General features: G+C 38.0%; 10 protein-coding genes, 3 tRNA genes and 2 riboswitches. Of the genes, 5 read left to right on the top strand and 8 right to left on the bottom strand.

Going from position 1 to position 14219, the window contains the following annotated elements:
* Nucleotides 1-414 precede the first annotated feature (414 nt).
* From H4J59_RS07670 to alaS, 5 genes are all read right to left on the bottom strand, one after another.
* Nucleotides 415-491 (bottom strand) — tRNA-Arg (locus H4J59_RS07670).
* Between the two features lie 116 nt (nt 492-607).
* A tRNA-Arg gene (locus tag H4J59_RS07665) sits at nt 608-684 on the bottom strand.
* A gap of 145 nt (nt 685-829) precedes the next feature.
* A tRNA-Ser gene (locus tag H4J59_RS07660) sits at nt 830-922 on the bottom strand.
* A 205-nt stretch (nt 923-1127) separates the two neighbouring features.
* On the bottom strand, nt 1128-1325 hold the full coding sequence (gene csrA / locus H4J59_RS07655; RefSeq protein ID WP_085304221.1) for a carbon storage regulator CsrA: 198 nt from the start codon (nt 1323-1325) through the stop codon (nt 1128-1130).
* Between the two features lie 933 nt (nt 1326-2258).
* Nucleotides 2259-4883 carry an alanine--tRNA ligase gene (alaS, locus tag H4J59_RS07650; RefSeq protein ID WP_182238215.1) on the bottom strand — a complete coding sequence of 875 codons (2625 nt, stop codon included), beginning with the start codon at nt 4881-4883 and terminating at the stop codon, nt 2259-2261.
* A gap of 732 nt (nt 4884-5615) precedes the next feature.
* Here alaS and H4J59_RS07645 point away from each other — a divergent pair.
* The gene (locus H4J59_RS07645) at nt 5616-9116 is read left to right on the top strand and encodes a hypothetical protein (RefSeq protein WP_182238213.1); all 3501 of its coding nucleotides are present in this window, start codon (nt 5616-5618) and stop codon (nt 9114-9116) included.
* 98 nt (nt 9117-9214) lie between these two features.
* Here the strand turns inward: H4J59_RS07645 and H4J59_RS07640 are convergent, their stop codons facing one another.
* The 3 genes from H4J59_RS07640 to H4J59_RS07630 are packed head-to-tail and all read right to left on the bottom strand — an operon-like array spanning nt 9215 to nt 10623.
* Entirely contained in the window at nt 9215-9493 is a 279-nt protein-coding gene (locus H4J59_RS07640) for a hypothetical protein (protein ID WP_182238211.1), read from the bottom strand.
* A gap of 19 nt (nt 9494-9512) precedes the next feature.
* Nucleotides 9513-10220, bottom strand: coding sequence for an EAL domain-containing protein (locus tag H4J59_RS07635; RefSeq protein ID WP_182238209.1), 708 nt, complete (start codon nt 10218-10220; stop codon nt 9513-9515).
* Nucleotides 10213-10623 (bottom strand): helix-turn-helix domain-containing protein, encoded by a 411-nt coding sequence (locus H4J59_RS07630; protein WP_182238207.1) that lies wholly within the window; start codon nt 10621-10623, stop codon nt 10213-10215. The genes H4J59_RS07635 and H4J59_RS07630 overlap by 8 nt, the downstream gene beginning before the upstream one ends.
* Nucleotides 10624-11033: 410 nt before the next feature.
* A riboswitch (cyclic di-GMP riboswitch) is annotated at nt 11034-11109 on the bottom strand.
* 631 nt (nt 11110-11740) lie between these two features.
* Nucleotides 11741-11816: riboswitch (cyclic di-GMP riboswitch) on the top strand.
* 129 nt (nt 11817-11945) lie between these two features.
* On the opposite strand from H4J59_RS07630, the gene H4J59_RS07625 reads away from it, so the two are divergent.
* The 4 genes from H4J59_RS07625 to H4J59_RS07610 are packed head-to-tail and all read left to right on the top strand — an operon-like array spanning nt 11946 to nt 14129.
* Nucleotides 11946-12662 carry a molecular chaperone gene (locus H4J59_RS07625; protein WP_182238205.1) on the top strand — a complete coding sequence of 239 codons (717 nt, stop codon included), beginning with the start codon at nt 11946-11948 and terminating at the stop codon, nt 12660-12662.
* Nucleotides 12663-12673: 11 nt separating this feature from the next.
* Nucleotides 12674-13108 carry a hypothetical protein gene (locus tag H4J59_RS07620; RefSeq protein ID WP_182238203.1) on the top strand — a complete coding sequence of 145 codons (435 nt, stop codon included), beginning with the start codon at nt 12674-12676 and terminating at the stop codon, nt 13106-13108.
* 59 nt (nt 13109-13167) lie between these two features.
* Entirely contained in the window at nt 13168-13698 is a 531-nt protein-coding gene (locus H4J59_RS07615) for a hypothetical protein (protein WP_182238201.1), read from the top strand.
* Between the two features lie 50 nt (nt 13699-13748).
* Nucleotides 13749-14129 carry a hypothetical protein gene (locus H4J59_RS07610; RefSeq protein ID WP_182238199.1) on the top strand — a complete coding sequence of 127 codons (381 nt, stop codon included), beginning with the start codon at nt 13749-13751 and terminating at the stop codon, nt 14127-14129.
* The last annotated feature ends 90 nt before the right edge of the window (nt 14130-14219 follow it).

Below are 14219 nucleotides of genomic sequence, written 5' to 3'. Positions count from 1 at the left end.
CGGAAAAGTGAATAAAAAAGGAATTAAATTTAATCACTAGTTATACCAATTTCATTAATTAGGTGGTCAACTTTATACGCAGAAAAAATGGCCAAATATAAGGTATTTATTTAATAACTAGTTGTGCTAATTATTAAATAAATAACACAGTAGTGGGTTATTTTAATCAGTAAAAATGATCAGATAATTAGTGAGATTGGTATTATTCACCTTATAAATTTTATGACGCTGTAGCTTTAATTTTAATTTTAATTTTAACTATTAAAAATAAACAGGTAATTCATCAAGTTACTATAAATACAACAGGGATAAAAACTAGCTTTAAAAACTTTTTGGGGAAAGTTATCGCAGATAAGTGGTTGGCAAGAAATTTTAGGCGAAAAAAAACCAGTCATAAGACTGGTTTTTTCAATGTGGCGGACGCGGCAGGAGTCGAACCTGCGACCGCCTGGTTCGTAGCCAGGTACTCTATCCAGCTGAGCTACGCGTCCGCAATAAACTGTTTTTTTATATCTCATGCTTAGGAGATGACTAACTTATATTATATTTATTTTTTAACTAGCGCTAATATTTGCTAGTCTTTATTATTTAGCCACTTAAAGAAAAGTGGCGGACGCGGCAGGAGTCGAACCTGCGACCGCCTGGTTCGTAGCCAGGTACTCTATCCAGCTGAGCTACGCGTCCTCAAATCAAACCTGTTATTTATATCTCTAGTTCAAGAGATAACGAGCTAAATAATATCTCCTTAGGTAGACAACCTAGTAAATATTATATGTACCCGCATGAACTATTTAACTATCGTTGTTCCTACGATTCCAATCTAAAAAATTGGCGGAGAGGGAGGGATTCGAACCCTCGATCCGGCTACAAACCAGATACTCCCTTAGCAGGGGAGCGCCTTCGGCCACTCGGCCACCTCTCCAATGGGGCGAATCATAAGGGATTATAAAAATAAGTCAAACTTTTTCCCGCTTTTATTCCTATTTACTGACTGTTTGGTGACAATTCAAACAACACGGTCATTTTTCAAACGTTAACTAACGAAAAACACGCTAAAATGCGTCTACTTAATTTTATTGCTGGATCAAAAAAGCCGACTGATGTCGGCTTTAATTATGAGAAAGTAATTAGATTTCATTACCTGAGGCTTCACCCTCACCTTTTTCAGATTGTATTCTCATATATATTTCTTCACGATGAACCGACACTTCCTTTGGAGCGTTAACACCAATACGTACTTGGTTCCCTTTAACACCCAACACTGTCACTGTGACATCGTCTCCGATCATCAACGTTTCACCAACTCGGCGAGTTAATATTAACATCTTAATTTCCTTTATGTTTAAAAACGAGATCCACTAAATATATATAAGCTAGTAACAAATTAAATTTAGTCTACTATTTGCAAAAGTGCACTAATGTCCACAATAAGCATTTAGAATACTTATCAAGCATTGACGATTCTATTAACCATGTCGAATTTTCAATATTTAACAAAAAACTTGCAAAACAATCGCAGAATGCAATTGCAGCAATTACTGCTCATATTAACAACCTTCCCGAAACAATAAACACTTTATAAGTAAGTTTTTGTAAGTTTCATCAAAAAAAACACGAATAACAACATGATAGTCACACCCCGTTAACAAAGGACCTTAGAGGCGAATGAAAAATTCGATCTGATTATAAATTATTATTTATATTAAAATAACAAATTGATGAATTTATATTAATACCAAGTTCATTAAGTTAGTTCAGTAGCAAAAAATATTGCAATGGTTCTGATTGATGTTCCTGTCCCAAAAAGCTCCTGTGCATCTACCTACTAGGATATATTAGTGTCCTATAGTATTGAATGGCTAGAAACGGCTACACCCTCTAAATATGACTTACATGCTCTTTATACGCTCTTGTGTATCCATATACATGAATGCACCAATGCTGTGGAGCCACGTATGATGAGGAGCGACGATATACTGCAATATACCCAACATCCTATATATACGAACTTGTGCATAGACGTACCACGATATATTAGTGCCCTAGAGTCATCGATGACTAGGAACGGCTATGCCCTCTAAATATAACGTACATGCTCTTTATACGCTCTTGTGCGTCCATATACATGAATGCACCAATGCTGTGGAGCTATAAATGGCTAAGAACTGCAATATACTTACCACACAAGATACATCTTATAGATAAAAAAAAGGGGCCAAAAGCCCCTTAATTAATTTATCTACTTACCTACATAGATATTAGCTCAACTTATCCTTTAACCAGCTTTGTGCTGCTTTTAAGGCTGCTTCAATATTTTCTGGTTGGCTACCTCCGGCTTGAGCCATATCAGGGCGTCCACCACCTTTACCACCGACTTCTTGCGCGGCAATATTAACGAGTTCGCCAGATTTTACTTGGCCAACAAGATCTTTGGTGACACCAGCAATTAAGCTCACTTTATCGTCACCGGTTGCGGCTAGTAAAATAATGCCTGAGCCCATTTTATTTTTCAGGTCATCAACCATGCCACGCAATGATTTAGCCTCAACACCTGCTAAATTAGCAACAAGGGTTTTCACGCCATTAACGTCAATAGCTTGGCTGACTAAATCAGCACCGGCTTGACTGGCAAGTTTTTGTTTAAATTGTGCTAATTCTTTTTCAAGCTCTTTGTTGCGTAATATCACTTGCTCAACTTTACTGGCCACATTCACTGGGTCAGTTTTAACCAAGGCGGCAATAGTACTTAGCGTTTGTTCTTGTGCGGCAAAGTAGTTTAATGCGGCTTCACCTGTTACGGCTTCTATTCGACGCACACCGGCAGCAATGCCTGATTCAGAGACAATTTTAAATAAGCCAATATCACCGGTTCGGTCAACATGCACACCACCACAAAGTTCAGTAGAAAAGCCACCTAAGGTGACCACTCGCACTTCATCGTCGTACTTTTCGCCAAATAAGGCCATCGCGCCTTTTTCTTTCGCTTGGTCAATTTGCATTAAATTGGTTTCGCGCGCTAAATTGCCACGAATTTGCTCATTCACCATACGTTCAACAGTATTTAACTCATCGCGTGTGACACCTTCAAAGTGAGAAAAATCAAAACGTAGTTTTTCTGCATCACACAATGAGCCTTTTTGCGTAACGTGATCGCCTAATACAGTACGAAGACTGGCGTGTAATATATGGGTAGCAGTGTGGTTTTTAACAACAGCGGCACGACGTTCGCTATTAATTTGCGCGTTAACACGACTGTTTAAACCAATAGTGTTACGGGCAATACCTTTGTGCGCAAAGGCATGACCTAATTTAAAAGTATCAGAAACTTCAAATATGCCACCATCAAACTGTAATATGCCGCTATCACCGACCTGTCCACCTGACTCAGCATAAAAAGGGGTTTTATCAAGCACTACAATACCGACTTCACCGGCACTTAATTTTGCAACTGAGGCTTCATGGTTAAAGAGTTCAACCACAGTAGAAGACATTTCATGGCGGGTATAACCTTTAAATTCAGTCCGATGTTCTGACTTAAGGGTGTTGTTGTAGTCTATGCCAAATTGGCTAGCTTTTTGCGCGCGAACACGTTGTTGAGTCATGGCGGTATCAAAGCCGTCAAGATCAATGTTTAAGTTTCGTTCTCGGGCAATATCAGCGGTTAAATCAGCAGGAAAACCATAAGTGTCGTAGAGTTTAAAAACGTCATCGCCAGCGATAGTATCGCCTTTAAGTGCTGATAAGGTATCTTCTAACAGCGCCATACCTCGGTCTAACGTTCGACCGAACTGCTCTTCTTCTCTAAGTAAAACTTTCTCAATAATGGCCCTTTGCTGTATAAGCTCAGGATAAGCCTCGCCCATTTGCTCAGCAAGTGAGGCGACTATTTTATGGAAGAAAAATGACTTAGCTTCTAACTTGTGACCATGGCGAATAGCGCGGCGAATTATACGACGTAATACATAGCCACGGCCCTCATTTGACGGCATAACACCATCAGTGATTAAGAAGCTACATGAACGAATATGATCGGCAATAACACGTAGTGATTTATGTGCTAAATCATTGCATTCAAGTAAGGTAGCGGTATCACGAATTAAGCCTTGGAAAATATCGATTTCATAATTGCTATGCACACCTTGCATGATCGCTGAAATACGCTCCAAACCCATACCAGTATCTATTGACGGCTTAGGCAAGTTATCCATGGTACCGTCGGCTTGACGGTTATATTGCATGAAAACTAAATTCCAAATTTCGATAAAGCGATCGCCATCTTCATCTGCAGAACCTGGAGGACCACCAAAAATATCTTCTCCGTGATCATAAAAAATTTCTGAACAAGGCCCACATGGGCCGGTATCACCCATTGACCAAAAATTGTCAGACTCATAGGGTGTATCAACTGATTTATCACCAATACGAATAATTTTCTCTGCTGGCACACCAATAACCGTTAACCAATAGTCGTATGCTTCAACATCACTTTCATAAACAGTTACTAGCAATTTTTCTTTTGGTAATCCTAATACTGAGGTTAAAAATTCCCAAGAATAATTTATCGCTTCTTCTTTGAAATAATCACCAAAGCTAAAGTTACCCATCATTTCAAAAAAAGTATGATGACGTGCAGTGTAACCGACATTTTCTAGATCATTATGCTTACCACCGGCACGAACACAGCGCTGTGCTGACGTGGCTCGGGTATAACTGCGAATATCATCGCCAAGAAATACATCTTTAAATGGCACCATGCCAGCATTAGTGAATAATAAAGTCGCATCGTTACCAGGAACAAGCGAGCTACTCGCAATAATTTGATGCTGCTTAGATGCATAAAAGTCTAAAAATGCCTGACGCAATTGGGCACTAGTTTCAATCATTTAAATTTCCTAATTTTCGAAGAATATATCTGTTTAAGCGTTTAATAGTGTCATGGTTTAATCTGCTGAGAAACCACCTTGTTGCATAAAGCGCACTCTTTTGGCTTTATCTTTTTGATCTGTTATTAGGGACGCACCAATGTGCTTATTATACGCAAGCTCTGCTTGAAGATACCAATCTATTTAATCATTACTTGGTGATTTATCTACAAATTGACCATTAGCACCTTTTCTGCCAAGTCACGTTCATATAGCGCTAACGTTATCCTCAAGCCAATGGGCGGTTAAAATAACTCACCAAAACAACCTTTATTTAGATAATATTTTGTAATGAACTAGTTTAAAAATAGCCTTGTTTCAGAAAAATCATAAGCTAAAAAGCTGAATTTTTACCTACGTTTTCCTGTCAGACAGCAGATCAGGGGCTGTATTGAAAGGGCATGATTTAATCCAATTTTTTATTGGCAAATATTTCACTGAAAATAAACGGGTAAACAACAGAACTTATGTCCGAGTTCAATCAGTAAAAAGTAAAAATCATCAATGATGACTAACCTTACCTAACGCCAATAAATTTACATTATATTAATAAGTTTTACATCTAGTTAATAATCACGCAAAATAAAGCATAATAAACGTGCAGCAATTTACATAATGAATGAGCCAACATTGAGCGACATTCAGTCAAAAATAAGAGCTAAGTGCTAGCGATTAATAAAAATAAGGACATGTATGAAGGAACAAATTAAAAACATGCGTTTAATATTGGTTATTTTATTTAGCTTACTATTTTTACAAGCATGTGGTGGTTCAAATGATACAACACCAACATTCACCATTAGCTCATCAGTTTCATCGGTCGCATTTACCCATGAATTTTCACAAGCACAAAACCATACCATTGCCCTTGATGTTACCTTTGATGGTGATGGCTTATTACTCGGCTTCGCGCCAACCGCAGCGCCTGTAAGCTGGTTAAATTATCGCATTGCCAATCTAACCGCAACGTCTGCCACTATTCATATTGATGTAGTTAACGCTGATAGAATTCCAACAGACCTTTACGGTACAACCCTAAGATTATCCAGTGGCGATACAGCAACAACAAACTTAGCCCATGCCGATATTAATGTTTCATTGCTGATTTGGCAGGCCCTTACCTACGATGATACTTACGGTGTTGGCGCCATTGCCTCGAAAAAAATTGCACTGAGCTCAAGCGCAGATAATTTAACCTTAGCAAGTTCAGTGCCTTGGCTCAGCCTTGAAAAAAGTTTTATTAATGGTGTAACAACCATTACCGCCACCCCTGATGTTAGTCAATTTAGTACCGCAGGATTTTATCCCGCGACCATAGCTATCACCAGCCCGCTAGGCACAACAGAGTATCCTGTTGAATTGAGCTTAGACAAGATTCATTTATTTGCTGACAGAGCAACCGTTGCCCTAGCAAAAACCGCTAATATTAGTAACAGCCAAACTAGGCTTAACATTAATTCAAATAGTATTTTGCCTTGGGGCTGGCAAGCAACGACCGAAGCAGCGTGGTTAACCCTAACGCCTAACGCCGACACTAATGAATTAACACTGGTTGCCGACAGCACGGCCTTAGCGAATAACGCAACCACGATCGCCGAGATCACCCTAAGTGGCAATGAACAAACCACAGCTACTGCAGAAACTATTCAAGTGAGTTTTTATAAATCTGACTTACCCAGTGAAAATAACTCACTCAATATTGTCGCTAATGCTGATGGTGTAGTAACTAATCCTTTACTGCCACAGTATTATGTTGCCACCAACAATGAGCTACGCAGCTATCACCTTTATACTAATGAATTATTATCAACAACCGTTATAGCGCCAGCAGATACTTTACTAGAACAGCTAATTATTCATCCTGACGCGAGCATGATGTTAGCAAAAGCGCTCGAAACTACCGTCATTGATGAAAACACTAGTGAAATCAGCATACATAGATATCAAATCAACCTCAGTGACATGAGCGTTGTTGAGTTAACTGATGTTGATATAACCAACGAACCGATAAAATTTATTCGCCTTAATGGTCGCTATTTTGTGGCAACCAGCATTTTAGAATTTGCCGACGAAAACCTAATGCGTGTTGGCTTCGACGGTCCTAACGCCTTTTTTGTCCGAGCCTTTAATGTTGCCGAACAAAATCAAAGCCTATTCGCCTTAGACGTAAGCACTAGCGATGATTTAATGTCGATAAAGCGCTTAAATGTCAAGGTGAATGATTTTGGCCGCAACCCCATCACCACAAAAATAAGCCACAGTTATCGACCTGAACTATTAGGTGAAAACCAGAAAATTAACGACTTCTATGTTACCGCTGATGAGCAAAACATTTACACGATTAGCCCAACAAGTGAATGGATAAGTTTTGATGGTACAACCTTTATCGACAATGGCGTGTTAAATAGCAATGCAGCCATTACTAATTTAGCGCTTGCGCATAGTGCTAATGATCGCCCTCACTATGTGAGATTTGACTCGGAAGTTGGTTTTAAAATCGATGTTTATAACGAGCAACAAACCATCGCTAACACTATTGAGCTAGGTGCAAATCAACCCACCAAAATGTTAATTGCCAATGGTGATAACCGTGCAGTGTTAACATCAACCAGTGCAGGCAGCATAGATGTTATCACTTTAAGCCAAATTTCAAGCTCGGTTGAAACACTCGCCTTTAATACAACTTTTGGCGACAGCGCCATAGCAAAAAAAACACTGACATTGTCAAATATCGCTGCAAATTGGCAAGCAACGGCCAGTGCACCTTGGCTGATACTAACACCGCAAAGTGATGACAATGGCGAGAGAATATTAATTGATATTGATACTAATTTAATTACCGGTTGGGGCTTAATGACCGCCAGTATCTCGATATACGACCCCGCTAGTGACAGCACAAAAGTGATTACGGTTGATCTGGCTATTGATGCCATAAGGTTAAGTAGTAACTACCCGTCACTGGCTTTTAATAGTTTAGCCACCGAGCAAACACTCGTACATACCCTTGATATTTTAACCAACAGCGAAACTAATATCGCTTGGCAAGCCAGTACTGACGTTAGCTGGTTATCTTTATCAACTGACAGCACCAACAACACACTGACCATCACAGGCACACCCGCCAATATAGCCACTGACGGTGTTCATAGCGCGGTAATAACCTTATCACCAACTACCGCTGACACCGCGTTATTAGGCCGAATTAACGTCACCTTCAATAAAGGTGTTAATGATGCCAATGACCTTGATATCAGTAATATCAGCTTCAATACCTCAGGCCTGGTGTTAGACCCAATGCGGCCTTACGTTTATATTGCTCAAGGCGATAAACTTAGTACTTATCACGTTATTTCTGGCGCGTTAATTAACACCACAAGGTCACCATTAGTCGATGTCGATTTAACCAACTTAGTGATCCACCCTGACGGTTCAATGTTGTTATCATCAAATAGCGAAACTTATTTAGATGAAAACGAGCTTGAACAAACGCGGATTAATCATTATCAATTTGACTTAAACAACTATCAGTTTAGCCAAATAAATAGTGACAAGATCACCATAGAATACCGCCCTCTGATGATAAAGATAATCGCTGGAATACCCCTTGTTATCACACAAACACTGGAATACGCCGACCTAAATTTAACGCGCCAATATTGGCTTCAAAACAATGCCTATGTCGTTTCAAGTATTGGCCAAGCCAATAGTGCAGATATATTTATGGCCTACAAGCAAGCAAGCACCTCACTTGAGCGCTTTGCCCTAAGTTATAACGCTTATGCCAGTGAAACGATATCAGTGATAAATGAGCCCACCTATATCAATGCAGCCTTTACTAACTTATCGAGCTTTGCCATGAGTGATAACGGTGAGACGATTTATAGCGCTAATAGCAGCAGCGAATGGGCAAGTTTTGACGGCACTATCTACACTGACAACGGCCAACTTCAAGGCAATGCTAATGTGCAAACCTTTAACAGCATCACAGATAGCGGTAAAAACAGTTACTTCTATCGCTTTGATCCAACCTTAGGTATCACTTATAGTAAATATAACGCGGCTCAAGTTGAGCTTTGGTCAGAGGTTATAGCGGATGCTAGTGCTAGCGCTGAAAGTTACTTATTGCCAGCTTACCAACGTATGCTGATTTATGATGCAGAGACATCAACCTTAAAGTTACGCTCTCATCCTTAGTGGTAAGCTAAAATAGAGTACTTGCTTTTATTGACCACATAAGTTGATAAGCAATAAATGAAAAAATAAAAAACCGCATTTATGCGGTTTTTTATTTTTTAGAAAATTGAGCTTAAAAAAGTTTTTTCTTCGTTTGTTAATTCAACACAAACATTAATATCACTATCACTTTTGTCTTTTAAGTTAATTTCATCCACCAGTATTTTTATTATGGTGATGCAAGGTTCTAAGGTCATTAAATGATTAGTATTGTCTCTTTTGAGTAAATTGTCTCTTTTGAGTAAGTTATCTCTTCTGAGTAAACTTTTGATTAATAACACGTTGAGTTCAAGACTATTATTTTTTTCCCGTGGTGTTATTAAGACCAACTCATTCATAACCCTTTCTATTGCTGCATTATACATAAGAAAAATATTTAATAGTTGGGAACAAATAGCCTTGCATTTTTATGTGACTAAATTGGGAGAGAAAACTGGCTTGTTCTACTGATTCCACTCCCTCTACCACCACTTGGTGCTTATTACTTAGAAAAATGAGTAAACTTTTTAAAAATAAAACATCTGATGCCATTAGTCCCCAAAAAAGTTCTTTTGATACTTTAATGGTACTGAAAGCAATTTTTTTAGACAGTAGAATATCAAAATTTGATTGATTTCTTCCAAAATCATCAAGCCATAAGCTGACATTTGGACGCTTATTTATCTTATCAAGCATCGCTAACTCTAAGTAACCAAATTGTTGTATGTCGTGTTCTAATATCTCAATAGCAAGATGTTGTTCTTTATTATTATCCAAAATAGGAAAGCATTCATCAAAGTTTTTTATCACCTGTATCGGTGTATTTAAACTAATGGTGTAACTCCTATATTTTGAATCATTAATTAAAGCATTTAAAATTAATTTAAATAATTTTAAATGCTCACCCTCGGTTAAATATCGGAAAAACACATCAGCTGGAATATTATTAGCCTGACTGGTGATACTACAGAGCAACTCGGCATGATTGCATTGTTCTAATGTTGTCATAATTAATTCTGTACGGGGCTGAATAATCACCTTGCCCCAAACACAACAATCAAACGTAATTAATTGAAGCTTATCCATAAGTTGAATTCCTAATATGCTCGCCTTCATGAACAACTGAGCTTAATAAATAGCCAAACCCTCTAATATTTTCTATTGTTAAGTTAGTGTGTCTAAGGTTGATTCTCATTTCAGATATGGTCACCGCTAAATTATTTTTAACGACTAATTGATCAGGCCAGCCATAGTCATGTAAAAATTTGACACTGAGTGGAATATCTTTAAACCTTATAAATGCACAAAGTAATCTAAATGCTCTCTTTGAAAGCTTAGCTCTTTCACCTTTAAAGCTAACTATTTGATTATTATAATCAAATGAGAATTCAGGAGAAAAGTCTGATAAGTTAGGACATTTACATTTTGAGCAATAATCACTACATGCCTTATCTGCATTATCTGCATTATACAAATTTGTTAATTCCATTATTTCCTCTAGCGTATTTTAAAATTTAAAAATACTAATTCCTAATTACTAAATTAAATCATCATTGATTTAAAGGATTCGTTCTAATTCGGTGAGATATGATATTTGCTTCTATGCTATAACCCGATAAATATAATGGATTAAATTTTAAACCTATTGAAAAGTAGTACCTTTTATATCTATAACTTTAGTGGTGTCAAAATAATGACGTCAACAGTTTTCATGAGTAAAGTGAAATGCGTTAACTTTTTTAACTTTATTTAAGCTATAAAGGCCAACTTTAGCCCTATTTAATTAACGCTTAGATACCGCTATTATTTAAATAAATATAAAATTCAGGCAAAAAAATGGTCTTCGTAAGGAAGACCATTGGTAAACAGGCTCAGGAGGACAAGAAGTGTTGATTCACTTCTGGCAACTGGCTACCATCTTACAGGCCCTTTAGCTTTGCGTCCCTAGATTTCTCTGGGTTTGCGATTAGTTAATTTTATAAATATTGCGATAAGATCACATCATAAAAATGTACAATACTATTGTGTCACATTTACCGACTTGAATGTAAGTCAAAGATAATTATAAATTTTATAATTATCTTTGACTCTGAGTCGCCTATAAACCTAGTAACATTTACCTTACATTGTTTTAACTTAATTACCCAGCCGCTAGTATATTTCTCTGACATTAACTTCGCCTGCCTGTCATTATCTATTGCTTGAAATATTTTTAAGATAAGCGCTTATTTTTCTGATATAACGCTTTTTTTGTTAATCCTTTCTCTTGTCTATTTTATGAGTTTACCAGCACTAACGGTTTGATAACGACACTATAAGCTGAGCTGTACAATATAAGTTTTTAAACTGTCTAAATATCCTTAATAAGTAGCTAGCGTTAACTTACCCCCTATTGTTCAGAACTGATTACCTACCACCAGACAAATACGGGGGATACATATTATTATAAAATTTATAATAATATGTATCCCCCGTATTTGTGATATCGTTGGCTTAGTAAATATCGCAAAGCTTAATTATTGATCAGCACAAGACAAATGACATAAGTCATTATCAGATAATCGCTTTTTACCGCGGTTATATAATTTCGTTGTAATATTTATAAAGTGAATAAATCGCAAACCTAGGGAAACCTAGGGACGCAAAGCTAAAGGGCCTGTAAAATGGTAGCCAGTTGCCGAGAGTGAATAAACACTTTTGTTTCCTGAGCTATTTTTTTATCTATGGTCTTCTTTATGAGGGCCATTTTTTTTGCCTGAATTTTGTAAAATTCGTTAAAGATAAAAATGTAGCAGGAATTATTTGATTCATATGAAAAATTATTTACAAGGTGTTATTGCACTATTACTTTGCACTTATTCCATTAACAGCTTTGCTGGCTTCTCGGTTACCCGAACAAGTTTTGGTGTCAACCTTGACCAACCTGTGACCAAAGAGACCACCTTGATTAATTCAGGAAACCAAGTGGTGCGGGTCAGAGTAGATTTTGAAAAACCCAAATGGGCTAAAGATGAATACTATCTGGGAGATGATCTGGTAGCTTATCCTAAAATAGTAGTGATTCCGCCTAAGGGTAAAATACAAGTAAAAATCGCGCCAAGAATAAAAACAGATTTACAGGATGGCGAGTATGTCGCGCTGCTTGTTTTTAAAGAGATGCCTCCGAGAGGTAATGAAAACCAAGTAACTATGCTAATGAATATCGGGGTTCCCTATTACGGTCGAAAAGGCGCGCTTAAAACCGGACTGAATTTTGATGCCTTGCGGGTTGAGAAAACAGACCAAGGTTATGACTTGCTGGGAACGGCTAAAAATACCGGGAATTTTTCCTATCCGCTTGATATAGAAGTTAAGTTTTACAACAACAAAAACTTAATAAAAGAGCAAAGCTTTAAACAAGGGTTCTACCGGGCGCATTCGTTCGAGCTGAAAAAGTCAACGGAAATGGATGTTAAAGCCGACACTGCGCAGGTTGTTTTTGTTAATGAACAAATTGATTTTACCAAGAGCTTCGACTTTGAACTCTAGGAGCGCTGCACGTGAATAAAATAGCCTTTATTATGTTGTTTTTTTCAGCGTTTTCACAAGCTCAATTTGAGGAAAGAGAGGGGGTGTTTTACATCAACGGCGATGCTGTAAAAGCAATAGAGCTGTCCCTTGCTCTTTCTGCCATCGATTTTGGCGATGTTTATAACGATAGCGAAGTGGACAGTGTAGTGGTGGATTTTACTGTCAATGCAGAAAACACCTATGACTATACGGTGGAGATAAGCAATGATGACAGCACAGGCGTAGTGCAGATTTCACGCAGCTCTAGCGGAGGATACACAGCAGACAGTTTAACTTATATAGACACAGGCACGGGAGCATATCAGGCACATGAATTTTATGTTGACCTGGACACAGGAAATATGAGCGGGGACCTTGCCGCTACAGTCACTGTGATGGTTGCCTACAACGATATCGCACAATAATTTTCCGGCAATACCGCGGGAAAGTTATTTATTTTCAAGTGAAATAGAGAGAGTTCAAAATGAAAAAATTATTATCAACAACATCAAAAAAAGTATTACTAGCTACATCAATCCTAGCAATGTCATCAACAGCAATGGCTAATTCATCTGGCACATTAGATGATGAAACTGGCGTAAACTCTGTAATCAATGTGGTTGCTAAGTATATAACCCCTATCACTGTTGGGCTAAATTTAACAGATATCGACTTTGGGGATGTTTACACTGATTCTGATGTTACAGTTCAAAATATTACTGCTGACGTGCAGGGTGAATTTGGAGAAACATTCACCTATTCAATTGCACCAAGTGGCACTGCCGGATTGCTGGTGATAGGTGGAACTGATACGGGTGCTACTACTGTGCCGTTCGATGCTGATACAAGCACAGCAGCAGAGCTTAACTTCACTGTTGATCTTGATACATCGAAGCTTACACCTGATACAGATGTTTCTGAGACCGTTACGTTCACTGTTTACTATGATGCTATTGCAAATACAGGCACTACACCAAATGGTGATTATGTAGCACCAACTGCTAACGCTTCTTAATTAAGATTAAGGCAGCCTATGGCTGCCTTTTATCATCCGGCTGCACAGCAATGAACAAACTTCTATTTTTTTTACTGTTTCTCTATTCAGCATTGGTTTTTCCTCTGGAGATTGTCGGGGTGAAAAATGCTCAATTAAAAGATCTCTTGCTCTATAACGGTAGCAGACTGGAGGTTACTCCTGAACAGGGGGTGATTATCTCTGTAAAGGGGATCGAAAATAAAAGGGTAATGATACAAATTAAGGCCACCGGCGCTATCTATCTGACTTCAGGGGTTAGAATAGACAATCTCAAGGCTAAAAACCCGATTATCAGACTCGATGAATACGGCGAAGGACAGTTTGAAATAGGCTTTACTCTGCTGGGAGAAAAAAATGTCAGCGGCAAACACAGAAAACAGATTAAATATGATATTGAATATCTAGACTAGCTGAATAACCTACCCATTTACCATTTTCTATCTGGTTGTATTCAACTATTCAAACAGTTCAACTTCAAGTTACGCTTCGCTTAATAAAGC

The organism is Colwellia sp. MB02u-10, from assembly GCF_014077185.1.
Classification (GTDB): Bacteria; Pseudomonadota; Gammaproteobacteria; order Enterobacterales; family Alteromonadaceae; genus Cognaticolwellia.
The sequence above is the reverse complement of the archived record's forward strand: the minus strand, read 5'-3'. Positions and strand labels throughout refer to the sequence as shown.

What these genes read in the sequence shown, in the direction of transcription:
- csrA (WP_085304221.1), bottom strand. Translation starts at nt 1,325, where the DNA reads ATGTTAATATTAACTCGCCGAGTTGGTGAAACGTTGATGATCGGAGAC.
- H4J59_RS07625 (WP_182238205.1), top strand. Translation starts at nt 11,946, where the DNA reads ATGAAAAATTATTTACAAGGTGTTATTGCACTATTACTTTGCACTTAT.
- H4J59_RS07645 (WP_182238213.1), top strand. Translation starts at nt 5,616, where the DNA reads ATGAAGGAACAAATTAAAAACATGCGTTTAATATTGGTTATTTTATTT.
- H4J59_RS07630 (WP_182238207.1), bottom strand. Translation starts at nt 10,623, where the DNA reads ATGGAATTAACAAATTTGTATAATGCAGATAATGCAGATAAGGCATGT.
- alaS (WP_182238215.1), bottom strand. Translation starts at nt 4,883, where the DNA reads ATGATTGAAACTAGTGCCCAATTGCGTCAGGCATTTTTAGACTTTTAT.
- H4J59_RS07635 (WP_182238209.1), bottom strand. Translation starts at nt 10,220, where the DNA reads ATGGATAAGCTTCAATTAATTACGTTTGATTGTTGTGTTTGGGGCAAG.
- H4J59_RS07610 (WP_182238199.1), top strand. Translation starts at nt 13,749, where the DNA reads ATGAACAAACTTCTATTTTTTTTACTGTTTCTCTATTCAGCATTGGTT.
- H4J59_RS07615 (WP_182238201.1), top strand. Translation starts at nt 13,168, where the DNA reads ATGAAAAAATTATTATCAACAACATCAAAAAAAGTATTACTAGCTACA.
- H4J59_RS07640 (WP_182238211.1), bottom strand. Translation starts at nt 9,493, where the DNA reads ATGAATGAGTTGGTCTTAATAACACCACGGGAAAAAAATAATAGTCTT.